General features: G+C 48.5%; 15 protein-coding genes. 7 read left to right on the top strand and 8 right to left on the bottom strand.

Annotated elements, in window-relative coordinates; genetic code table 11:
* Positions 1–2 precede the first annotated feature (2 nt).
* Both SD450_RS15010 and era read left to right on the top strand, forming a co-directional pair.
* A complete protein-coding gene (locus tag SD450_RS15010) occupies positions 3–1,367 on the top strand; it encodes an alanine/glycine:cation symporter family protein (protein WP_318345278.1) in 1,365 nt (454 codons plus the stop codon).
* Positions 1,357–2,238 carry a GTPase Era gene (gene era, locus SD450_RS15005; RefSeq protein ID WP_318345277.1) on the top strand — a complete coding sequence of 294 codons (882 nt, stop codon included), beginning with the start codon at positions 1,357–1,359 and terminating at the stop codon, positions 2,236–2,238. Before SD450_RS15010 ends, era begins: the two co-directional genes overlap by 11 nt.
* Before the next feature lie 6 nt (positions 2,239–2,244).
* On the opposite strand, the gene SD450_RS15000 is transcribed toward era, so the two are convergent.
* Positions 2,245–2,748 carry a GTP-binding protein gene (locus tag SD450_RS15000; RefSeq protein WP_318345276.1) on the bottom strand — a complete coding sequence of 168 codons (504 nt, stop codon included), beginning with the start codon at positions 2,746–2,748 and terminating at the stop codon, positions 2,245–2,247.
* A 76-nt stretch (positions 2,749–2,824) separates the two neighbouring features.
* Between SD450_RS15000 and der the strand changes: the two genes are divergently transcribed.
* Complete coding sequence (gene der / locus SD450_RS14995; protein WP_318345275.1) at positions 2,825–4,126, top strand: ribosome biogenesis GTPase Der; 1,302 nt, start codon at positions 2,825–2,827, stop codon at positions 4,124–4,126.
* A 9-nt stretch (positions 4,127–4,135) separates the two neighbouring features.
* On the opposite strand, the gene pbpC is transcribed toward der, so the two are convergent.
* Together pbpC and SD450_RS14985 are read right to left on the bottom strand one after the other, a co-directional pair.
* Complete coding sequence (gene pbpC / locus SD450_RS14990) at positions 4,136–6,508, bottom strand: penicillin-binding protein 1C (RefSeq protein ID WP_318345274.1); 2,373 nt, start codon at positions 6,506–6,508, stop codon at positions 4,136–4,138.
* 10 nt (positions 6,509–6,518) lie between these two features.
* Positions 6,519–12,071 (bottom strand): alpha-2-macroglobulin family protein, encoded by a 5,553-nt coding sequence (locus tag SD450_RS14985; RefSeq protein WP_318345273.1) that lies wholly within the window; start codon positions 12,069–12,071, stop codon positions 6,519–6,521.
* A 259-nt stretch (positions 12,072–12,330) separates the two neighbouring features.
* Between SD450_RS14985 and SD450_RS14980 the strand changes: the two genes are divergently transcribed.
* Positions 12,331–15,123, top strand: a complete 2,793-nt coding sequence (locus tag SD450_RS14980) for an outer membrane beta-barrel protein (RefSeq protein WP_318345272.1) — start codon at positions 12,331–12,333, stop codon at positions 15,121–15,123.
* A 56-nt stretch (positions 15,124–15,179) separates the two neighbouring features.
* On the opposite strand, the gene SD450_RS14975 is transcribed toward SD450_RS14980, so the two are convergent.
* The 5 genes from SD450_RS14975 to SD450_RS14955 are packed head-to-tail and all read right to left on the bottom strand — an operon-like array spanning position 15,180 to position 18,310.
* On the bottom strand, positions 15,180–15,965 hold the full coding sequence (locus tag SD450_RS14975; protein ID WP_318345271.1) for a TPM domain-containing protein: 786 nt from the start codon (positions 15,963–15,965) through the stop codon (positions 15,180–15,182).
* The gene (locus SD450_RS14970; RefSeq protein WP_318345270.1) at positions 15,946–16,383 is read right to left on the bottom strand and encodes a TPM domain-containing protein; all 438 of its coding nucleotides are present in this window, start codon (positions 16,381–16,383) and stop codon (positions 15,946–15,948) included. Before SD450_RS14970 ends, SD450_RS14975 begins: the two co-directional genes overlap by 20 nt.
* 2 nt (positions 16,384–16,385) lie before the next feature.
* The gene (locus SD450_RS14965) at positions 16,386–16,985 is read right to left on the bottom strand and encodes a LemA family protein (protein WP_318345269.1); all 600 of its coding nucleotides are present in this window, start codon (positions 16,983–16,985) and stop codon (positions 16,386–16,388) included.
* 18 nt (positions 16,986–17,003) lie between these two features.
* Complete coding sequence (locus tag SD450_RS14960; protein ID WP_318345268.1) at positions 17,004–17,333, bottom strand: MerR family transcriptional regulator; 330 nt, start codon at positions 17,331–17,333, stop codon at positions 17,004–17,006.
* On the bottom strand, positions 17,333–18,310 hold the full coding sequence (locus tag SD450_RS14955; RefSeq protein WP_318345267.1) for a M23 family metallopeptidase: 978 nt from the start codon (positions 18,308–18,310) through the stop codon (positions 17,333–17,335). The genes SD450_RS14960 and SD450_RS14955 overlap by 1 nt, the downstream gene beginning before the upstream one ends.
* A 116-nt stretch (positions 18,311–18,426) precedes the next feature.
* Between SD450_RS14955 and alaS the strand changes: the two genes are divergently transcribed.
* Genes alaS through SD450_RS14940 form a run of 3 tightly spaced genes read left to right on the top strand, consistent with a single transcriptional unit; the run spans position 18,427 to position 22,634 of the window.
* Positions 18,427–21,039, top strand: coding sequence for an alanine--tRNA ligase (alaS, locus tag SD450_RS14950; RefSeq protein ID WP_318345266.1), 2,613 nt, complete (start codon positions 18,427–18,429; stop codon positions 21,037–21,039).
* Positions 21,039–22,019 carry a GSCFA domain-containing protein gene (locus SD450_RS14945; protein WP_318345265.1) on the top strand — a complete coding sequence of 327 codons (981 nt, stop codon included), beginning with the start codon at positions 21,039–21,041 and terminating at the stop codon, positions 22,017–22,019. The genes alaS and SD450_RS14945 overlap by 1 nt, the downstream gene beginning before the upstream one ends.
* Positions 22,020–22,634: a DUF4230 domain-containing protein gene (locus tag SD450_RS14940; protein WP_318345264.1), complete on the top strand. Its 615-nt coding sequence runs from the start codon at positions 22,020–22,022 to the stop codon at positions 22,632–22,634.
* The last annotated feature ends 31 nt before the right edge of the window (positions 22,635–22,665 follow it).

Here is a 22,665-nt window from a genome sequence, read left to right as displayed (position 1 = left end):
TTATGAAAGCAATCAACGATTTTCTGTCCTGGGTTTTGCCCTACACAGAATGGCCCATGTTCATCCTGCTCATTGGTGGGGGACTCTTCTTGGTTTTTTATTCAAAGTTTGTACCCTACCGGTATTTTGGCCATGCGATAGCCGTGGTCTCTGGCAAATACGATGACAAAAACGCCAAAGGGGATGTGAGCTCCTTTCAGGCCTTGTCGGCAGCTGTGGCGGCCACTGTTGGTCTGGGGAACATATCGGGTGTGGCCATTGCCATACATGACGGAGGGCCAGGGGTCGTTTTTTGGATTTGGATGACCGCTCTTTTGGGCATGGGCATCAAGTTTTATTCCGGGAGCTTGGCCATTATGTTCCGGGATACCGATAGCGACGGAAAATTACAGGGCGGCCCCATGTTCTACATTACCAGGGGCATGGGCAAATGGGCGCGTCCCATGGCCGTTTTTTTCAGTATTTGTGGACTCTTCGGGTTTTTGGGGGTATTTACCGCCAATCAGTTTACGGAGGCCTTTATGGGCGTGGTGAAACCACAGGAAACCCTTTTTGTGGCCAGTGAGTTCAACTGGAAACTGGGAATTGGTTTCCTTTTGGCCATTATTACCTCCATTGTCATTTTCGGGGGACTTTCCAAAATTGCGAAGGTGGCTTCCGCTATTGTTCCTTTCATGGTAGGGGTATATCTCATAGCGGTCATTTTTGTGATGGCCAACAATTCAGGACAAGTGCTTCCTGCCCTCAAAATGATTTTTGTGGAAGCCTGGAATTTCGATTCCATTGTCACCGGGGGCTTTTGGGGCCTCGTCATTGTTGGTGTGCGCCGTGCCATGTTCTCCAATGAGGCGGGTCTGGGAAGTGCACCCATGTACCACGGGCAGTCCCGAAACGATGAGCCCACAAAGGAAGGATTGGTGGCCATGCTGGGCCCTTTCATCGATACCATCATGGTCTGTACATTCACCGCGGTGGTCATCATTTTGAGTGGGGCCTATTTGGAGGATGGTAGTGGCATCACCATGACCATGTCCGCTTTTGAAAAGACCCTCTACGGTTTTGGGGACATCCTTTTGATGGTCATTGTCACGGCATTTGCACTTTCCACCCTGTTCACCTATTCCTATTATGGGGTAAAGTGTCTTTCATTTCTCACCACCCCAAAAATTGGAAAGTGGTACAATGTATTCTTTGTAGTGATGGTCGTTTTTGCCACGGTGGCCTCTTTGGATTTGGTAAAAAACCTTATCGATCTATCTTATGCGCTCATGGTGATACCCAATATGATCGCAGTGTTGTACCTTGCACCCAAAGTGAATGCGGCATCCAAGCAGTATTTTATAAAAAAGAAGCAAAGTGGCACATAAGGCAGGTTTTGTAAATATTATAGGCAACCCCAATGTGGGGAAATCCACGCTGATGAACGCTTTTGTGGGCGAGAAACTGTCCATTATCACTTCCAAGGCGCAGACCACTCGCCACCGGATTTTGGGAATCGTCAATGGGGACGACTTCCAAATGATCCTTTCAGACACCCCAGGAATCATAAAGCCGGCCTACGAACTCCAGACCTCCATGATGGATTTTGTGAAATCCGCTTTTGAGGATGCCGATGTGCTCCTCTACATGGTCGAAATCGGGGAGAAGGCCCTCAAGGACGAAACTTTTTTCAAAAAAATAGAACACAGTCAGATCCCGGTACTGTTACTGCTCAACAAAATTGACACCTCGGACCAGCAAGTGTTGGAAGAGCAGGTGCAACATTGGAAGGACCTTCTGCCCAATGCCGAGATCCATCCCATTTCCGCTCTGGAAAACTTTAATGTCAAGGAAGTGTTCGACCGCATTTTGGAACTTTTGCCCGAGGCTCCTCCCTATTACCCCAAGGACCAATTGACGGACAAGCCCGAGCGATTTTTTGTGAACGAGACCATCCGTGAAAAGATCTTGTTGCACTATAAAAAGGAAATCCCCTATTCCGTGGAAGTGGAGACCGAGGAATTTCTGGAAGATGAGGACATTATCCGGATACGCTCCGTGATCATGGTGGAGCGCGATACCCAAAAGGGGATCATTATCGGCCATAAGGGGAGTGCCCTAAAAAGGGTCGGGGTCGAGGCCCGGAAGGATCTTGAGAAATTCTTTGACAAACAAGTACACATCGAACTGTATGTGAAGGTCAACAAGAACTGGCGCAGCAATGCCCAACAGCTACGCCGGTTCGGATATAACGGATAGATTTTTTCAGACTTTTTGAAAACCGGCTATGGTTTCCCTGAACATGGATTTCAACTGGTCCATTTGTCCCGCTCCCTTTGATTTTCCCAACCGCCCAAAAGCATAAAGGGCAAACCAGATCACGATCAAAAAGAACATGCCCACCATCAAAAAAGTAATATCCTTCCCCAAGGAATGGTTGGAGTAAGCAAAAATGCCCAAGATGATAAATAGCGTGCCCACCCCAAAATGGAGGAACATAAAAAACGTCCAAAGTGTCGGGTTGGGACCAAATACCCCACGGATGTTGCTCACGCCCTCTTCGTAGGAAGAAAGTTCGAGGTGCAATTGGGGGGTCCAGAAGTTGGTCTCCGCCTTTCGGAACTTGATAAAGATGTGTTCATCGAGCCTGCTGATCAAAAAACCATCCTTTTTGTGGGTGTCGTAGGTGCGCTTCAACGTTTCCATATCGGTCCGTAAGGCAACATGGAATCGGGGCCTTAAAACAATCTCGTGGGTCAGGTCGCTCATAACAGTTTGAAAATGATAAAAAAAGGTATCATTTTTTCTTCATAATAAATGGTACTTTTGCCAAAATTTAATGCAGATGGGAGCTATCGTAGCTATCGTAGGGAGGCCCAATGTGGGCAAGTCCACTTTTTTTAACCGATTGATCCGTCGTCGTGAGGCAATCGTGGATGCCGTGAGCGGCGTTACCCGTGACCGCCATTATGGAAAAAGTGATTGGAACGGCAAGGAATTTTCGTTGATCGACACCGGAGGATACGTATTGGGAAGTGACGATATTTTTGAAAAGGAAATCGACAAACAAGTGGAACTGGCCATTGGGGAGGCCGACGCCATCATTTTTATGGTGGATGTGGAATCTGGAGTCACGGGCATGGATGAAGATGTGGCCAAACTGTTGCGAAAAGTCAACAAGCCTGTTTTCCTCGCCGTGAACAAAGTGGACAATGCCCAGCGTATGGCCGATGCCGTGGAATTCTATGCCTTGGGATTGGGTGAATACTATACCCTGTCCAGCATCAATGGCAGTGGGACCGGGGAATTGTTGGATGCCTTGGTGGAAGTGCTTCCCGATGTGAAGGAAGAAGAAAGTGAACTGCCCCGTTTTGCGGTGGTGGGTCGCCCGAATGCGGGAAAATCATCCTTTATCAATGCGTTGATCGGGGAGGACAGATACATCGTTACTGATATTGCCGGGACCACTCGGGACAGTATCGACACGCGGTACAACCAGTTCGGTTTTGAGTTCAATTTGGTGGATACTGCCGGAATCCGCAGAAAATCCAAGGTAAAGGAAGATTTGGAGTTTTACTCCGTGATGCGCTCCATCCGGGCCATTGAGCATTGTGATGTATGTATCTTGATGTTGGATGCCACAAGAGGTTTTGACGGACAGGTTGAAAATATCTTTTGGTTGGCCCAGCGCAACAATAAGGGCATTGTGATCTTGGTGAACAAATGGGACTTGGTGGAAAAGGACACCAACTCTGTGAAGGAATACACGGCCATGATCAAGGAGGCCATCTCCCCATTTGAGGATGTCCCCATCCTTTTCATATCGGTGATGACCAAACAACGTATCTACAAGGCCATTGAAACGGCTGTGGATGTGTACAAAAACCGTTCAAAGAAAATCGTGACCCGAAAATTGAACGATATCATGTTGCCCATTATCGAGAACACCCCGCCTCCGGCCTACAAGGGCAAATATGTGAAGATCAAGTTCTGTACCCAATTGCCAACGCCTTATCCCCAATTTGCGTTCTTCTGTAATTTACCGCAGTACGTGCGCGATCCCTATAAACGCTTTTTGGAGAACAAGTTGCGCGAAAACTTTGATTTTACCGGGGTTCCGATTACCATTTTTATGCGGAAGAAGTAATATGTTCAACTAATCTTCCGAAGCCCTTCGGACCTGCACTTCTTGTTGTATGCGATTGCCCAAATTGTCCACCGCGGTAAGGGTATATTCCCCAGGTCCAATATCCAAAATAAGCTCGTGGAAATTTTCCGTTTTGCCCACATAGGCATCATCCACATACCAATAAACAATGGCATTGTTCTGTTGATGGGCCAACTTTAGAACAATGTCCTGGGATTTGGTGCCGAGGTCTTTGGGCAGTAATACAGCTTCATCGGGTTTCGGATAGATGAATTCCATCAGTTGATTGTTCATTTCGGAACAATTGTCCATGAAAGGTGGCAATTGTTTGTAATTGGGGTTGGAAAGTGCGTAATAGTACTCTAGGGTGGGGGGCAGCACAAACCAGTTTTGGGCCACCATGTTTTCCAAGGGATAGCATTCCGAGTTGACCCGATAGCTTTCCGAAGCGTCCAAAAACAACTGCTGGTGAAAGGGGCAAGGCCCGCTTCGGGTGCCATGGGTGGGCACATATTCTTTTTTGACATCGTCACAAAAAACAGAGGCCCGATACCCACTTTGCGAACAAATATCCACCTCCACAAGGTCATCAAAAGGTTCTTGGAACCATCCACTTTGTGGGAGGGCGTCCAGCACATCGAACAACAAGGGGGCAGCTGCAGTGATTCCCGTCAGGCCTGGTCTTCCCTCGCCATCGGCATTGCCGGCCCATACCCCAATGGCATATTTCGGCGTCACCCCAACGGCCCAAGCATCTTTGAACCCAAAACTGGTGCCCGTTTTCCAGGCAATGGGCTGGGAGGAATCAAAAAAATGCCAGTTTTCGTCTCCTTCGGGCCGGTTCACCTCATACATGGATTGGAAGGTGGCATAAATAGCCCCGGCACCAAAAATGGGAGGGTCGAACTGCTGTTTTCCAAAATCGATTTCTTCTTCGATCAAATAACTGGCTTTGACAAATTCGTTGGTGCGATAGGTGCTGGAATGGGTCACATAATGGTTCAGGCCCGATGCCAGCGAGGCATAGGATTTCGTGATTTCCCAAAGGGAACTTTCGGCCCCACCCAATATCAAGGAAAGGCCATAATGGGAAGAAGGCCTGTCCAGTGATTTCATGTTCATTTTGTGGAGCTTGTTGTAAAATTTTTGAAGACCGTATTCCCGTAACAACCGCACTGCGGGCACATTCAAAGAGCGCGACAGGGCCCTGCTGGCAGGTACGGCTCCCATATAGGTTTTGTCAAAATTTTGGGGATGGTAGCCGTTGATCACGGTCGGGACATCCTCCACCAAGCTATGGGGCAACAACTGGCCTTCATCCAGTAGGGCGGCAAACAAAAATGGTTTTAAGGTGCTACCCGTACTTCGGCTTTTGGTGATGATGTCCACGTAATTGGCATGCTCTTCTCCGGAAGGCGAATTGCCTACATAACCCAATACGTTGCGGGTTTTCACATCGAGCACCAAAATGGCCAGATTATGGATTTCGTTGCTCTTCAATTGGCGATAGTGCCTTTCGGCCAAAAGGTTCAATCGTTGCTGTAAAAATCTGTCAATGGAAGTGGTGATGCGCTCCCCTGGATGTTCGTTTCGGATGCGTTCCGTAAGATGGGGTGCCACATCGGGCAAAGGGACCGGTTTTTGGGGCAAGGGCTCTGCAATGGCCAGATCATAGGTGGTGGCGTCGATGCTGCCTTTTTCCTTCAATTTTTTCAATAATGCGTTTCGTTTTTCCAATAATAATTGCTCATTCTTGCCCGGGAAAATGAGCGATGGGGCATTGGGCAATACGGCCAAGGATGCGGCTTGGCCCCAACTCAATTCGTGTGCGGGGATACCAAAATAGCGCCAAGCGGCAGTTTCCAATCCCACTACATTCCCGCCATAAGGGGTGTGGGAGGCGTACAACCGTAAAATCTCTTTTTTGGAGGACCTCAATTCCAATCGGGTGGCCATGAAAATTTCAACTACTTTTTCTGCATAGGTCCGGGACTTGTTCTTTCTGCTCAATCGGATGACCTGTTGGGTGATGGTGCTGCCTCCCCTTCGGGATTTTTTGGTCAGATTATGGCCTATGGCCTTTACAATGGAGACGGGATTGAAACCGGGATGCTGGTAAAAATATTCATCCTCGAACATCAGGATGCATTCCTCAAAACGATTGGGGACCGAGTCCATTTCTGGGAACCGCCACTGACCATCATCGGCAATCCGCGCCCCGATCAAAGTGCCCTCGGAGCTGTTCACCACTGTTGAGGTAGGGTCTTCAAAAAGATTTTTGGGCAGACAGAACAACCACAAAACCAAGAAGGCCATGAAAATGGCCAACTTGATCTTATGTCGGTATGCAAATTTTTTCGATCGTTCCCAAAAATCGTTCATGCAAAACTCATCACTGTACCACTTTGATCCAATTGCCTTTGTTCCTCGCTTGGTAGTTGTTATCGTACATGGCCTCCACTTGGGCTCCGGGCAAATAATACCCACCTAGGAAAGAAGCATTCAGTTTGATGGTAAAGGTGGTCGATTTTTTTGCCCCCAAATCAAAATACAGATGGGTACGGTCGTCACGGGTATCCACATAATCTGCTTTGGCAGCATTGGCATCGGCACCGCCCGCATAGGAAGTATCCACAATTTCCCATCCACTGGGCACAATATGGGTCAATGCCACATTCTCGACATAGTCGTTGGAATTATTGAAGACCGTGACCACCGCTTGGAATTCTGTTCCTTGTCGTAGCTCGGAAACATCCATCGCATTGCCCAGGGCATCTTTGTAGGCCACATTGAGGCTGAGGTTCTGCTGTTGAGCCAGCTCTTCTCCCACGGGCAATTTCCCGGTCTGGGTCAAAGTGGCATAAATGGTATTGCCCTGTTTGTTGCTCACTTGTATTTCATTTTTGAAGGAAGTGATGACAAGTCCCCGTTGCGCAATGGCCCTATCGGTTTTGACCACCACCTCTTTTCCGTTGTTAGTATAGGCAATGTCGATGGATTTACCGCCATTTTTCATCACCATTTTGGAAAGGGACAATAAGGCAAATGCAGTTTCTTGGGTGCTGTACCAACTTTGGGAAGATAGGTTTTTGGCCAAGGAAACGGAAAGTTCCCGCTGCTGGGAATCCCCCAAAATCACCATGGTTTCCAACGCCATGGCCCTGTTTCGGAAAACGGAACCATAGGTTCTATAGTTGTAATTGTTGGGCGTAAAGTTGATGTTGGCCTTTTGCGCAATCTCCTGGGCCACTTCTTTCTTTCCGGCCAAGGCATAGGCAGCTGCCAAACGCCATTTGGCCTCATTGCTCAAATTCTTGGTTTCACGAAGACGGTTCATGGCGGCCAACTCGGGCTGCTGTGCCAAGGCCAAGGTATAGAGGCGATACGCTTGAGAAATATCATCATTGTAACCCGAACTTTGATTGCTCCATTGACGGGCGGTCATTTTCTGGTACTTCAACCAGTTGGACAAGAAGGTCAAGGGCAGTTGATAGCCCTGTTGTTTGGCTTCCAGCATAAAATGTCCTGCATACGAAGTGCCCCAATCATCGGCATTTCCATAACCGGGCCAATAGCTGAGACCACCTTCGGGGGTTTGGAAATCACCCAGTTTTTTGATGGCCGCCTTTACATTTTTCTCGATGTCCTTTTTTCGTTCAAAAGTGATGTCGAGCACATCCGCCAAGAACAATTGTGGGAAAGCTGCCGAAGTGGTCTGTTCCACACAACCGTGGGGGTATCGCAACAGGTAGTCCATCCGCTTGCTGAAGTCCATGGGGGGCAAGGTCGAGAATTCGATAAAGGCCTCATTGGTGCCCGAGGTGCCAAAGGTTTCAAAAGGAATCGTCATACTGCCATTGGCATCGATGGTGTAGAGTTCGCTTTTGGTGGTGATGGGATTGGGATTTTCCACATCGATCTCCGTTTTGCTGCTCGCACTTTCCCCGGCGCCACTGGCCGAAACGGTAATGGTCTGGAAGGCGGAAGCGGGTTTTACTTTGAAATCAAAGTTCACGATCTGTTCCCCAACGGCATTGAACGTGATGTTCTTGGTGGTTTCCCCGATGGGTTCCAAAGCCTTGCCTGCCTCGATGGAGACCTTTACGTTTTTCACTTTGGCTTCCATGGCGAAGACGGTCACCGGAATGGTCACGGTTTCTCCGGGGGACAATTTCCTTGGGATGGAGGTCAGTACCATCAGAGGTTTACGAACGGGTGTGGTTTTCTCGGCATTGCCGTAAGCGCTGTTTTTGTTTCCAGCCACGACCATGGTGCGCACCGAGCCCACATAGTTGGGCATATCGATGGTATGCGATGCCTTTTCGCCTGCCTTCAAGGTGAATGGGCCCAAATAGGTGACCACCGGCTTGAAGCGTTGTGCCTTTCGGTTTTTGGCCCCCGCTCCAATGTCACCTCCACCGATGGCGTAGATGTTGTCCACACTCACGGAATAGGCACCCATCACATCATCAAAAATATCGAAGGTCTTTACGCCCAAAGCCTGTCGGGCATAAAAGGAAGCATGGATGTCTGGGGTTTTAAAACGGGTCAAATCCAAAAGACCATCATCCACAACGGCCAAAGAATAGGTCATGGGCTTTTTGTTGGCTTCTGAAACGGTGACTTTGTACGATGTCTCGGGTTCCAGTACTTCGGGCATCGAAATTTGTGGCTCCAGCAAGGTGGCCGGATTCTCCACCAACAAGGGCACGACGCCATACAAGCGGATGGGCATGTCGTTCGCCACTTGTCCATGCGGTTGCAACAACGAGATGTTGATGTAGGCATTCGGTGCCATCTCTGCAATAATGGGAATGGTGGCCTTGGTTTCCTTAGCGGAGGTCTCCACCCATTGTTGTGACAATACTTCAGTGCCATTTTCGATACTGATCAAGGCTCTTCCGCCCCTGTCCGAAGGGAAGGTGATAGTGGCCTGCTCACCCAGTTTGTAATTTTCTTTATCCGCGGAGAACACCAAGATCTTGGAGCTTTCGGAATCGCCTGAAGGTCTTCTCCACCAATTGCGGTAGAAATAGGCTGTGCGTCCTGTGGCATGCCCCGCCTCATCGATCACCCGAATAAGGAATCGCCCGCCATCATCATCGGGAACATTTAGGTTGAAGCTGCCCTTGCCATCCGCTCCGGTGGTCACCGTCATTTCCTTGAACGGACTGTGTACGGTGGCATTCTCATATCGGGAAAGATTGTCGTACCCCCGGTTCCACCACCAGCGCCATTCAATTTTGAACACTTGGACCTTTAGTTTCCGGTTTCCGGATGGTCTGCCTTGGTCGTCCACGGAAATCACACCAAAGGTGTTGTTCTCATCCGTGAGGAATGAACCGTATTGTTTGGCTTCCGGTGAACGCAATCCCACAAAATGGGAGTAAGGGGCCACATTTTTACTGAAGACATCGATGGAAAAATCCCCCCCGCCTTCAAATACCTTGGTGGTGAAAGTGGCCTGCAACATGCCGGGCGCATTGCCGTTCACATTGATTTTTTCGTTGATGGCCAATTCCCCGTTCGCATCCAGTTTGGAAGAGACCCATTGGAGCTCGGTTTCATTAAAATTGCGTGCAGGGTCTTGGAAGACATAGTCCTTGAATTTCGGGAACGGATTGTATGCTTGGTTCAAAGTGGCGTTGATGTCGATTTTCAGGTTACGGGCGGGAGCTCCGTGCAACCATTGCACGATGGCCTTACCACTGTTGTTGGTGTTGGCCTTCAGTACCTCATTGTCAAAGGAAAAATTCACTTTCAAGCGGTTGGGCTTCACAGTGGCCACTTTCAATGTTTTGTTGAACTGGGCACCGCCCACAATGATCTTTGCAAACCAGTTGCCGGTTGGTGCATCGGCTTGGGTAGGGATGGGGAAGTAGTAGAAGTTTTGCTCTTTTTTGGCGAACAACCCTTCGGAAACAGGGATGGTTCCCTCGGTCAATACATTGCGTTGAACCAGTTTGCCACGGGCATCGCTTACCTCTAAGGTGACTGGGTGCCCTTTGGGCAGTGGATTGGCCTTGTCATCCAATGCAAAGGTGAGGTGGATCACGTCGCCAGGACGGTGGACACCTCTTTCAGTATAGACAAACCCTTGCAGGCCGCGTTGCAATTCTTCCCCGGAAACATCGAATGTGCTCAGGGATAGGGCATTACCGTCGGCCAGTTTGGCATAGGCAAAATTGTTGTTCTTTTCGGCTACGGCGAAGGAAACATTCTTTTCCCCGTCATAAATAGTGAGCCCAGATTCGTCCGTGGTGACTTCGCCCATCAATTGCTGCTGGAAATTATACAGTTTGATCTTGGTATTGGCCTCCGGTTTGGTGGTCAATAGGTTGGTGGCCGCAAAATGGTAGGATTGGTTTTTTCCTTTTTTCACGATGAGACCTAGGTCACTCCCCAAAAGGTTGGTGGCCGCAATCCGCTCATAATTGTAGTAGGCCCTGTGGCATGGATTGTCACGTTCCTCCCAATTGTAATCGTAGTTTCTCCAGTAATAGACTTCATTGTCCCAATAGCGCTCTTCCAAGGACTCATCGTCCATATCTTGGGAGGCATAGTCGGTATCGGTTTCCTCAGTGGTCTCGGGTTCATCACAGGCATAGGTGGTATGTTCCTTTTTGAAACTGAACTCGACACGGTATAGAGATCCTGGGTGCACTTTGATCAAATTGGATAGGTCCAAGGCATGGGCCTTCCAATAGCTGGAATTTTCGTTGTTGTTTTCGGTCAAGGAAATCACTTTGTAGGCCACCCTTCGTCCCACAGGTCTCATATCCGGATCGTAGTCTTGGGTAAGATTGTAGTTTTGGAGGTATTGGAGCATGTTGTTCTCAAAGACCTGGATGACGCGCACTTCAACTGCGGATAGGTTCACGGTCTCAAAATAGATGGGCGTGGACGCGGCATTGGGCAAAATGGTTCCTTTGGAAATTAGACGCACGGCCGGTTTCAATTGTTCAAAGGAGACCAGTTCGGAAAAGGTGTTCTTGAGGGCAAACCCATATTCACTTTTAATGCCCTCAAAGGCGTTCACACGCACCTCGCCCAAAATACGGTTGGAAGGATAGACCCGCAGGACATTGCCATCAATTTCGTAGCGAAGGCTCTCGGCATTTTCGATGGTCACCAGACCGTTCAGGTTTTGGTTTTGTTTGAGAGGTTCGGAGAAATTCAGGGTCAATACCGCATTGGGGGACGATGAGGTCCTGGCATCGACTACCACAAATTTGTTCAGCCCGGGAATGGTATAATTTTCCGACCCTTCGTTTTCGATGCCCAGTTCCTTGCCTGTCCAACTGATGGTCAGTTCGCTATCTTCCGTTTTTCTGGAGATACTGTCGATCTTGAAACTGAAATATTGTGCATTTTCAGAGGCATTGTCCCATTTTACGGCAATTGGTTTGTCGCCCTGCTTCACGGAAAGAATGCTGCCCACTTTGTCCCCTTGCAAAATATCGGATGCATCCAAGGTTCCCGTCAGATATTGCCAGTCCTTGCTGTACGATTGTAGGTTGCCCAAGTTGATCTTGAAGTTTGGAGCAATGGTCTTAAAGCTAAAGGTGTATTTTTTGAACTCACTTTCAATATCCTCAAAAAGTTTGTTCAGGGCCAGTGTCACCACATACTCCGTATTGGGCTTCAGGTATTCGGAGGGTTGGAAGGTGATTTCCCTGCCATTTTCGATGACCAGTTTACCCTCGACGTTCGGGGAGATCTTTAGATATTCCTTTGGAAGTTCCTGGGTCAGTTCAAACTGCTCCAACTGTTGTGCAAGGGCAATCTGGATAGGGGAGGAAATACTTTGGTTGCCTTGGGTGTGGTAACTGATGTAGTCCTTGAATTTGAAGAGGTTGTCGGTTTCACTGGAATCTCCTTTTTTTTTACAGGAGACGACCAAAATCAGCAAGAAAACGGAGATGATTCTAACATATTGGGACATGGTAAAGCTTGGAATTGATTACACTTGATTTTGCCCCACCAAGATAGCTAAAATTGGACAAGGTGCCGGGTTAAGTTTACGGATGGCCGTTTTGGACTGATGTGTGGCAGAAACCAAGGGTTTTTGTTGTGAAAAAATTAAGATTTGAGGCATTTATCCACAAACTTATCTCAAAGTTTAGTTAAATCGCCCCGACCTAATTTACCAAACTGATATTTTGGAGTCCAAACCGATATGAACCAAAAAAACAAACAAGCCATTGAGAAGAATCTTTACCTATCTCGCTTTTGTTTCCCTCTTTTTTTCTTTTACGTCAACTTACGGTCAGGACTTCCTGATCAAGGGAAAAATTGTTGATGCCACAAGTGGTAACCCCCTTGAAGCAGCAACCATTTATGCGGAAACTGTCAAGGACAGTGTCCTGATCAGCTATACCATCACCAATGCGGATGGAAATTTTACACTGGAGGGGCGAACGTCCTACAAGAAGGCCAGATTGGGCATTTCCTATAATGGCTATAAGTCCCGTTCAATGGAAGTGGACCTCAAACCAAGTTTGGAATTGGAGAACATTGCCTTGGAAGAGCAGGCCCAAGAACTGCAAGGGGTGGACGTTGTGGGGGAGCGCGTGCCCATCACCATACGGCAGGATACGCTGGAGTTCAATGCCGATTCCTTCAAGACCCGACCCGATGCCACTGTCGAGGATGTGCTGAAAAAGCTCCCCGGCGTTGAGGTGGCCAGCGACGGTACGATTACGGTGAATGGAAAAGAGGTGAACAAAGTTTTGGTGAACGGGCAGGTGTTTTTCAGTACCGATCCCAAAGTGGCCACCAAAAGTCTTTCCAAAGATGTGATCAGCAAGATCCAAATTTCCAATAGCAAGACGAAGGAACAGGAGTTCATTGGAGAGGAAGGAGATGGGGAGAACAAGACTATCAACCTCTTGCTCAAGGAAGACAAGAAAAAGGGGTATATGGGACGGCTTTCCGGCGGATATGGTACGGACGACCGCTATCAGGCCAATGGACTGGTCAACTATTTCAACGACACCCAACGGATAAGCGTTTTGGGGAGCAGCAACAACATTAATAATCCCGGTTTTTCCTTTGATGAGATCTATGAAATGGTCGGAAATTCGAGGGGCGGGGGCATAGGGTTCAACCGCAATGGCGGTTTTTCCATAGGAAATATGTCCTTTGGCTTTGGGGAGGGAATCACTACCTCGTCCACCATCGGGACCAGTTATGCGGACCAAAAGAAGGACAAATACCGGATGGATGGCAATTATTTCTATGCCTTCAGTGATTCCTATAACGATGAAAAGACGGCTAGGGAAAACATTTTGCCGGACGGAAGTTTCTTTACCGATACCGAATCCAATTTTGTGGGCACCACCATTTCCAACCAGGCAGCGGCCAATCTGGAATTTGATGTGGACAAGACCACGAGGGTGACCATACAGCCCAGTTTCAGTGTGAACAACACCAATTCGACCAACGCGGAGAATACCGTTTCCACGGATGAGGAAGGAAATGTCATCAACGACAATATGTCCTTGGAGACTTCGGATGGGTTCCAGCGCAATTTCAGCAACAGGTTGGAGGTGATGAAGAAACTGGATACGTTGGGAAAATATGTCCGGGTGTATTTTGAAAACAACAACCGGGTGAACGACTCGGAGTCTTTCTTGAACTCTGAACGGAACATTTATGGGGACGATCCCAGTCAGCAGATCTTGGACCAAAGGACCACGATCGACAATGCCAACGATTCCTACGAACTTGGGGCCTCTTTCCGTCAACCGCTGAACAAGGACCTCTATTTGGATTTTCGCTACAGTTACAACAACAATGAGCAGCAGAACGAGCGTTCCGTTTCCGATTTTGATGAAGGTACCGGAGAATACATTTACAACTCGACCCTCAGCTCAGACTTCGATTTCAACGCGAGGAAGCATGTTCCCGAAATTGGGATAGGGTCCAACGGAAAGAAATTTAGGTTCAATGTCAGGGCCAGAATGGAGCAGATAGCGCTTGACAATGAGGATTTCATACAAGCTACATCCTTTTCCAAGAATTATAACAACCTGCTTTTCGGTTCCCATTTCAATTATAATATTGGGGCCAGCAAAAGGGCGAGTATCAACTACAATACAAGGCTGAATGTGCCTTCGGTGAACCAATTACAGCCGGTGCCCAATGTGAGCAACCCTTTGAACATAATTGTGGGTAACCCCAACCTGGGTCCGGAGATCACCCATAGCCTTTACCTCAATTACAATGACTACAATTGGAAAGATAGAACTGGACTCTTTGTCTATTCGGGGATGAACTTTGAGAAGGACAAAGTCGTTTCCATAACCACCACCGATGAGGACTTTATCCGGACGACCACTTATGAGAATGTGGGGGGCAATTACAGCATGTGGGCCGGGGTAAATTTTTCCAAACAAATCAAAAGGGACAGTCTGTACACATTGAAGTTCACGGTGAATCCCTATACCAATATCAATCGACAAGTTGGATTCACGAATGGCAGTAAGCTGGAAGCCATGAACGTGAGCCTCAACCCAAGGGTGGGCCTTATGTTCAATTATAAGGAAATGATCGAAGTGGAACCCGAATATACCCTTGGCATCAATTCCACGAGGTACAATCTGGACAATGTGGACGATATCGACTTCACCACCCACAACATGACATTTAGATTGACCACCTATTGGCCCCAAAACTTGGTCTGGGGCAATGACATTACCTATAGCTACAATGGCAATTTGGGAGCAGGGTTCGATAAGGATGCCATTTTTTGGAACATGAGCCTAGGGCTTCAGATGTTCAAAAAGAAGGCAACGCTCAAAGTATTGGCCTATGATTTGCTCAACCAGAACATCAACACCCGAAGGACCACAGGACAGGATTTTGTCCAAGATTTCCAAGGAACGGTGCTCAAACGCTATTTCATGGGCAGTCTCACCATCAAGTTTGATTCTTTTGGAGGTGGTGGCGCTCCCGAACAAGGTAGGGGAGGCCGTCGCTTTATGAGGCTTTGATTTTAATGGAAAAGATATAAGAAAAAGGTTGCTTGGAGTTTTGGCGTAAGAGGGATTTACCAACCACCTGAGGCACCGCCTCCGCCAAATCCTCCGCCGCCGAAGCCTCCACTGAATCCACCGCCGCTAAAACCGCCGCCGCTTCCAAATCCGCCCGAGGAACCGGAGCTACGGCCCATATTGCTCAGGATGATCATGTCCCAGATGTCGAGGCCACTGCCCCTGCGTCCGCCGTTTCCACCGCCGCCCTTGTTCTTTCGGCTCCATAGAATGATCATGATCACGATGAAGATGATGAAAGGAAAAAGAGCTTCAAAAGGGAAGCGTCGGTTGCCAAAGGTCCTGTCCTCCGTAAACTCGCCCGTAAGCACTTTGAAGATGGCATCAGAACCCTTGTCAAGACCGCTATAATAGTCCCCCTTTTTAAATTCGGGAATGATGACGGACTCGATGATGCGTTTGGACATGAGGTCGGTGAGTGCACCCTCTACGCCGTATCCAGTGTTGATGGCGATCCTTCTATCGTCCCGGGCCAAAAGAATCAATATGCCATTGTCCTTGTCCGCTTGGCCAATGCCCCATTGGTGTCCCCATTGGGCACCCAAATAGGTAATGTCCTCCCCCTCGGTGGTGGCGATGATGGCCACAACGATCTGGGTAGAGGTGCTGTCGGAATAGTGGATGAGTTTTTGCTCCAGGGCCCTGTTCTGGGCATTGGACAGAAGGTTCACGTAGTCATAGACACTGGTCTGCTCTTGTGGTTTTTTGGGTATGGTGAATTGTCCCCAAGCCAAGGAGACGCACAACAAAGCCAGTATGAGGTTACCCTTTGGATATGGCATCGCTCAGTTCGTTGGTGTCGTTATGGTTCCATGGAAAATGGGTCTCCAGTTCTTTGCCGGCCATCAAAATGCCGTCGACAATCCCTTGCTTGAAGTCCCCTTTCTTAAAATGGGAGGCAATGACATCTTTGGTGGTGTCCCAAAATCCTTTGGGCACAGCGCGGTCAATGCCACTGCCGCCATAGATCACAAATTTATGGTCATCCACGGCAACGTAGATTAGGACTCCGTTGTCTTCCTTGGTGTTGTCCATCTTCAGAAAATGGAATACCTGTTGTGCCCTGCTAAAGTGGTCCATTTTTGCTGTGGCCTCGATATGGACACGGATTTCCCCGGAAGTGTTTTTTTCTGCCTTGACAATGGCGTCAATGATTTCCTGTTCCTCCTCGGCAGTCAAAAATTCCTCTACGTGCGACATGCTTAATCGAATTCAAAGTTCACGTCCGGCGCATTCTCAGATCCGGGATTGGAACTGAAGAGTGCGATGGGATCAAAGTTGGCGATGCTGGCAATGATGTTGGTGGGGATCTGTTGGATCTTGATGTTGTATTCCCCGGCCAGTTCATTGAAACGGTTGCGTTCCACATTGATCCTGTTCTCCGTACCCTCCAACTGCGACTGCAGTTCCAAAAAGTTTTGGTTGGCCTTCAGGTCGGGATAGCGCTCCACGGTCACCAAAAGCCGGGAGAGAGCGGATGACAAACCGGTCTGGGCCTGTTGGAATTCCGCAAGCTGTTCTGGGGTGATGTTGTTCGCGTCAATGGTGGTGGAGGTTGCCTTGGCCCTGGCCTCGATCACATCCGATAAGGTCTCGCGCTCAAAATCGGCAGCACCCTGAACGGTCTTCACCAAGTTGCCGATGAGGTCGCTTCGTCGTTGATAGGAGCTTTCCACATTGGCCCATTGCTTGGTGGCCTGCCCCTTCATGTTCACCAGTGTATTGTTCGTGCTCACGTACCACCCCACCAATACCACGGCTAGGACGATCAGTACAATGACGGCTATGATGCCTTTTTTCATTTTCGTTAGGTTTTAGTGTTATAGTTGTTCTTTGATCTTTAGTAGCTCCGCCCTTACCTTTTGCAGTTTTTGGATGACATCAAAGGTGGACAGTGTTTTTTCCTTTTCCTCGTTCAGATGGATTTTGGCACCTTCCAGGGTAAAACCACGTTCTTTCACCAAGTGATAGATCAGTTGTAGGTTTTTGATGTCGTCCGGTGTGAATTTTCGGTTGCCCTTGGCATTTTTCTTGGGCTGCAGCACGTCGAACTCCTTTTCCCAAAAACGGATCAGGGAAGTGTTCACCCCAAAGGCCTTGGCCACTTCGCCAATGCCATAGTATCGTTTTTCAGGAAGGTCTATGTGCATTAATCCAAGGATTGGTTCTCTTGATTGGCATATTTGAGCATGTTCTCAAACTCTTCTGCCGTCAAACTTCCGTAGTAGAAGTTGATGGGGTTGATGCGCTCCCCGTCCTTGAAGACCTCGTAGTGCAAATGTGGTGCTTCCGAACGACCTGTGTTCCCCACAAAACCGATAAGATCGCCCCGTTTCACCTTTTGACCCACCGTCACGTTGTACTTGCTCAAGTGTCCATAGAGGGTAATGTAGCCATATCCGTGATCGATCCGGATGTGCTTTCCATATCCCGAGGATTGGTTGTCGGCACGGGTCACTTTCCCATCGCCCGTCGCATAGATGGGGGAGCCACGTGGAGCCGTAAAGTCCATTCCCCAGTGCATTTTCCGGGCCTTGGTGAAGGGATCGGACCGCCAGCCGTAGCCCGAGGCCATCCGTGTCAAATCTTCATTGCTCACCGGTTGGATGGCAGGGATAGAGGCCAAAAGCTTCTCTTTTTCCTCGGCCAACTTGGCAATCTCATCCAAGGATTTCGATTGGATCACCATCTGTTTTTGGATGATGTCCAAACGCTTGGTCGCATTGATGATGATATCGGAATTGTTGAAGCCTTCCAGGGATTTGTACCTGTTGATTCCCCCGAAACCAGCCTTTCGCTGCTCTTCGGGAATGGGATTTGCCTCAAAATATAAGCGGTAAATGTTGTTGTCGCGATCTTCGATATTGGCCAGTACCTGCTCCATTTGCTCCATCTTCTTGTTCAGGATCTCAAATTGAAGCTCATAGTTCCTGACCTCACGTTCTAAGGAAAGTTCCTTGGGCGTGTTCACCCATTTTGTGTTGAGTAGGATGACGAGCCCCAAAAAACCAAATAGCGCGGAACCCAGGACGAACAGAAAGATGTTTCTGTACTTCTTGGATTTTTTCGGCTCTATCTTTCGATAGGAAAGGGTATCCGGGTCGTAATAGTACTTAACTTTAGACATGAATGGATTTTATCCTATTTTTGCTGACCTGTTGGACAGGCTCTTTTTATCAAAACAAGCAAATATAAAAATTGTTTTGCTATGAGTGTTAAATTTAAGAAAACCCTAGGAATTCAATGACATCCCAAGAAGTTAGAACCCAATATTTAAACTTTTTCAAAGAAAAGGGCCATAAAATCGTGCCCTCTGCCCCCATGGTGATGAAGGACGACCCGACCCTCATGTTCACCAATGCGGGTATGAACCAATTCAAGGAGTTTTTCTTGGGGAATTCCAAACCCAAACACCCAAGGGTGGCCGATACCCAAAAATGCCTTAGGGTGAGCGGCAAGCATAACGATCTGGAAGAAGTGGGCAAGGACACCTATCACCACACCATGTTCGAGATGCTGGGCAACTGGAGTTTTGGGGATTACTTCAAAAAAGAAGCCATACAGTGGGCCTGGGAACTGCTCACCGAAGTCTATAAAATAGACAAGAACAATCTATATGTGTCTGTTTTTGAGGGCAGCGATGATGATGGACTGGCCATGGACCAAGAGGCCTACGACCTTTGGAAGGCCATTGTGCCCGTAGAGCGCATCATCATGGGCAACAAGAAGGACAATTTCTGGGAAATGGGCGATCAGGGACCCTGCGGCCCCTGTTCCGAGATCCATGTGGATATCCGTTCCGCGGAGGAGAAGAAGAAAGTGCCGGGTGCCTCCTTGGTGAACCAGGACCATCCGCAAGTGGTGGAAATCTGGAACCTGGTCTTTATGCAATTCAACAGAAAGGCAGATGGAAGCTTGGAGAGCCTTCCCGCAAAACATATTGATACAGGAATGGGCTTTGAGCGTCTGTGCATGGTGCTGCAGGGTGTCCAATCCAATTATGATACCGATGTATTTACGCCCCTTATTCGCGAAATAGGAATCATCACGGGGAAAAAATACGGAAAGGACGAAAAGACCGATATCGCCATTCGGGTGATCGCGGATCATGTGAGGGCCGTTGCCTTTTCCATTGCCGATGGACAATTGCCCAGCAACACCGGGGCAGGGTATGTCATCCGAAGGATCTTGCGCCGTGCCATCCGATATGGGTTCACCTTTTTGGATACCAACAAGCCGTTTATCTATAGGTTGGTCAAAGTGTTGGCCGAGCAAATGGGCAAGGCGTTCCCCGAATTGAAGGAACAATACCAGTTGATCGAGAATGTGATCAAGGAAGAAGAGAGTTCGTTCCTGAGCACTTTGGAGCAGGGATTGGTGCTGTTGGACTCCGTGATCAAATCTTCGGAGGACAAAACCATCAGTGGCGAAAAAGCCTTTGAACTTTACGATACCTTCGGTTTTCCGATCGACCTTACTTCTTTGATCTTGGAGGAAAAGGGGTATCAATTGGATGTGGCAGGCTTCAACAAGGCCTTGCAGGAACAAAAGGACCGATCCCGGGCAGCATCCGAAGTGTCAAAAGGCGATTGGACCGTGCTGAAACAGGATTCCGAGCAGGAATTTATCGGGTACGACAGTCTGGAGGCCAATGTAAGACTGGTGAAATATCGAAAAATCAGTAGTAAAAAAGAAGGGGACCAGTACCAGTTGGTGTTCAATCTGACCCCATTTTACGCAGAAGGAGGCGGTCAGGTCGGGGACAAAGGCTATCTGGAGGCCCCCAATGGCGACGTCACCTATATTGTGGACACCAAACGGGAGAACAACGAGATCGTACATTTTGCAGAATCGCTTCCTGAAGACCTGAAGGGGAACTTCAAGGCGGTGGTGGACAAAAAGCAGCGTTGGCGAACGGCGTGCAACCATACTGCTACGCACCTGTTGCACCAAGCCCTGCGTGAGGTTTTGGGTACGCATGTGGAGCAAAAAGGCTCTGCGGTACACTCGAAATACCTGCGTTTTGATTTTTCCCATTTTGCCAAGCTTTCCGTGGAGGAACTGCGAAAAGTGGAAAACTTTGTCAATGCCCGTATCGATGGTCATTTGCCGTTGGAGGAAAACAGGAACGTTCCCATACAAAAAGCCATGGAGGAAGGGGCGATGGCCCTTTTTGGTGAAAAATATGGCGATACCGTCCGTACCATCCGCTTTGGGCAGTCCATTGAGCTTTGTGGTGGGACGCATGTAAAGAACACGGCGGATATTTGGCACTTCAAGATAGTGTCCGAAGGAGCCGTGGCAGCCGGAATCCGAAGGATCGAGGCCATCACCTCGGATGCCGTGAAGGAATTCTATTTTACGAACAACCGTATGCTCTTCGAGATCAAGGACCTTTTGCACAATGCCCAAGATCCCGTGAAAGCCGTGGCAGGGCTGCAGGAAGAAAATACCGCCCTCAAAAAACAAGTGGAGCAATTGCTGAAGGATAAGGCCAAAGGATTGAAAAGTGAGCTGATCTCCGAATTGGAAACAGTGGGCGATATCCAGTTTTTGGCCAAAAAGGTAGATCTGGATGCTGCGGGCATCAAGGACCTTTCGTTTGAGATCGGGGGGCAGGTGGAAAACCTCTTCCTTTTGCTTGCCGCTGAGAACGATGGGAAAGCGTTGCTTTCCTGCTACATTTCCAAGGATTTGGCCACGGCCAAAGGCCTGAATGCAGGCACCATAGTCCGGGAACTGGGCAAATACATCCAAGGCGGTGGCGGGGGGCAACCCTTCTTTGCGACCGCTGGGGGCAAAAACCCAGAGGGCATCCCGGAAGCACTTGACAAAGCGAAGGCATATCTTAGCTAATGGATCTACAGACCAAAGTACCTATACAGCCAGCTGACAATCCCATCGATTATCAGGGCAAAGTGCTGTTGTTGGGTTCTTGTTTTGTAGAAAATATGGGGGCAAAGTTCGGTTACTTCCAGTTTCGGAACAGCTTGAATCCTTTTGGTATTTTCTTTCATCCGTTGGCCATCGAAAATTTGGTGCAGCGTGCTGTGGATGAATCAATCTATTCAGCAGATGAAATTTTTGAGCAAGACGGTATTTGGCATTGTTTCGATGCCCATTCCGAATTGCGCTCCAATGACAGGGACACTCTCCTACAACTCCTCAACCAAAGGTTGATGGAAACCAATAGAAGTCTGGAAACCGCTTCCCACATCATCATCACATTGGGCACTGCTTGGGTGTACCGAAATGTCGTTTCAAAAAAGATAGTGGCCAATTGCCATAAAGTGCCTCAACGGGAGTTCCAAAAAGAATTGTTGGCCCCAGAGGAAATACAGACCAGTTTGGAAAACTGCCTGGCACTGGTGAGAAAAATGAACCCGGGTGCCCAGTTGATTTTTACCGTTTCGCCAGTGCGCCACCTCAAGGACGGTTTTGTGGAAAACCAACGGAGCAAGGCGCATCTTATCTCAGCAGTTCATTCCGTTTTGTCATCTCGAGCGCCCGCCTGCCGGACGGACAGGCAGTCGAGAGAACTGGCGTATTTCCCTGCATACGAAATCATGATGGACGAGCTTCGCGACTATCGTTTTTATGGGAAGGACATGCTGCACCCCAACGAACTGGCCGTGGACTATATTTGGGACAAGTTCAGGTCGGTTTGGATCTCTCCCGAAAGTGTGTCCCTAATGGAGGAAGTGGACAGCGTCCGAAAAGGGTTGGCACACAGGCCTTTCAACCCGGATTCCCATAGCCACCAAAAGTTCAGGACATCGCTCCAAGCAAAAATTACGTATCTTCAAGAGAGGTTTCCTTTCATGAAATTCGAATAGATGAAGAAAGTACTTATAGGAGCGGTCATTGCGCTGGCCTCGGTTTTGATCTATAGATCATGCGCCGATGACCGGGAGCAAAAGACCATTTTGGAGGAAAATTCCATGCTCATACAGCAAGAACTAAAAAACGTTTCCAAGTTGATCGTCACCGAAGGGCATTTTGCCGAGGTGTACAACTACAAGGATTCCAAAGAACTGTTCGGTCCGCTCATCACGGCCCATAAAAAGGCCTTGGTGGTGGTCAACGCCGATGTGACCATCGCCTACGACATGGCCCAGATCCAATATGAGGTGGACGAGGAAAACAGGGTGTTGAAGATCACCCAGATTCCGGAGCCGGAGATCAAGATCAGTCCCGATTTTGAGTACTACGATGTTACGGCGGACTATCTAAACCCCTTCAATGCGGGAGATTACAATGCCATCAAACGAAATGTGAACGCTTCGCTGATGAAAAAAATCGAGGCTTCTTCCCTGCGTTCCAATGCCGAAAACCGTTTGGTGAGCGAACTTTCCCGAATCTTGGTGCTCACGAACACCATGGGTTGGACCTTGGTCCATGAAAATATGCCTGTGGAAAATATGGGGCAATTGGAACAAATTTTAGATTGATTTGTCACATTTGGCATTTTGGTGCGTCTAT

Source organism: Flagellimonas baculiformis (assembly GCF_033441575.1).
Classification (GTDB): domain Bacteria; phylum Bacteroidota; class Bacteroidia; order Flavobacteriales; family Flavobacteriaceae; genus Flagellimonas; species Flagellimonas baculiformis.
Note: the sequence above shows the minus strand (reverse complement) of the source record. Positions and strands in the feature narration are given on the sequence as shown.

Coding starts and splice junctions, on each gene's coding strand:
- SD450_RS15010 (WP_318345278.1), top strand. CDS start 3: ATGAAAGCAATCAACGATTTTCTGTCCTGGGTTTTGCCCTACACAGAA.
- SD450_RS15000 (WP_318345276.1), bottom strand. CDS start 2,748: ATGAGCGACCTGACCCACGAGATTGTTTTAAGGCCCCGATTCCATGTT.
- der (WP_318345275.1), top strand. CDS start 2,825: ATGGGAGCTATCGTAGCTATCGTAGGGAGGCCCAATGTGGGCAAGTCC.
- pbpC (WP_318345274.1), bottom strand. CDS start 6,508: ATGAACGATTTTTGGGAACGATCGAAAAAATTTGCATACCGACATAAG.
- SD450_RS14985 (WP_318345273.1), bottom strand. CDS start 12,071: ATGTCCCAATATGTTAGAATCATCTCCGTTTTCTTGCTGATTTTGGTC.
- SD450_RS14975 (WP_318345271.1), bottom strand. CDS start 15,965: ATGCCATATCCAAAGGGTAACCTCATACTGGCTTTGTTGTGCGTCTCC.
- SD450_RS14970 (WP_318345270.1), bottom strand. CDS start 16,383: ATGTCGCACGTAGAGGAATTTTTGACTGCCGAGGAGGAACAGGAAATC.
- SD450_RS14965 (WP_318345269.1), bottom strand. CDS start 16,985: ATGAAAAAAGGCATCATAGCCGTCATTGTACTGATCGTCCTAGCCGTG.
- SD450_RS14960 (WP_318345268.1), bottom strand. CDS start 17,333: ATGCACATAGACCTTCCTGAAAAACGATACTATGGCATTGGCGAAGTG.
- SD450_RS14955 (WP_318345267.1), bottom strand. CDS start 18,310: ATGTCTAAAGTTAAGTACTATTACGACCCGGATACCCTTTCCTATCGA.
- alaS (WP_318345266.1), top strand. CDS start 18,427: ATGACATCCCAAGAAGTTAGAACCCAATATTTAAACTTTTTCAAAGAA.
- SD450_RS14945 (WP_318345265.1), top strand. CDS start 21,039: ATGGATCTACAGACCAAAGTACCTATACAGCCAGCTGACAATCCCATC.
- SD450_RS14940 (WP_318345264.1), top strand. CDS start 22,020: ATGAAGAAAGTACTTATAGGAGCGGTCATTGCGCTGGCCTCGGTTTTG.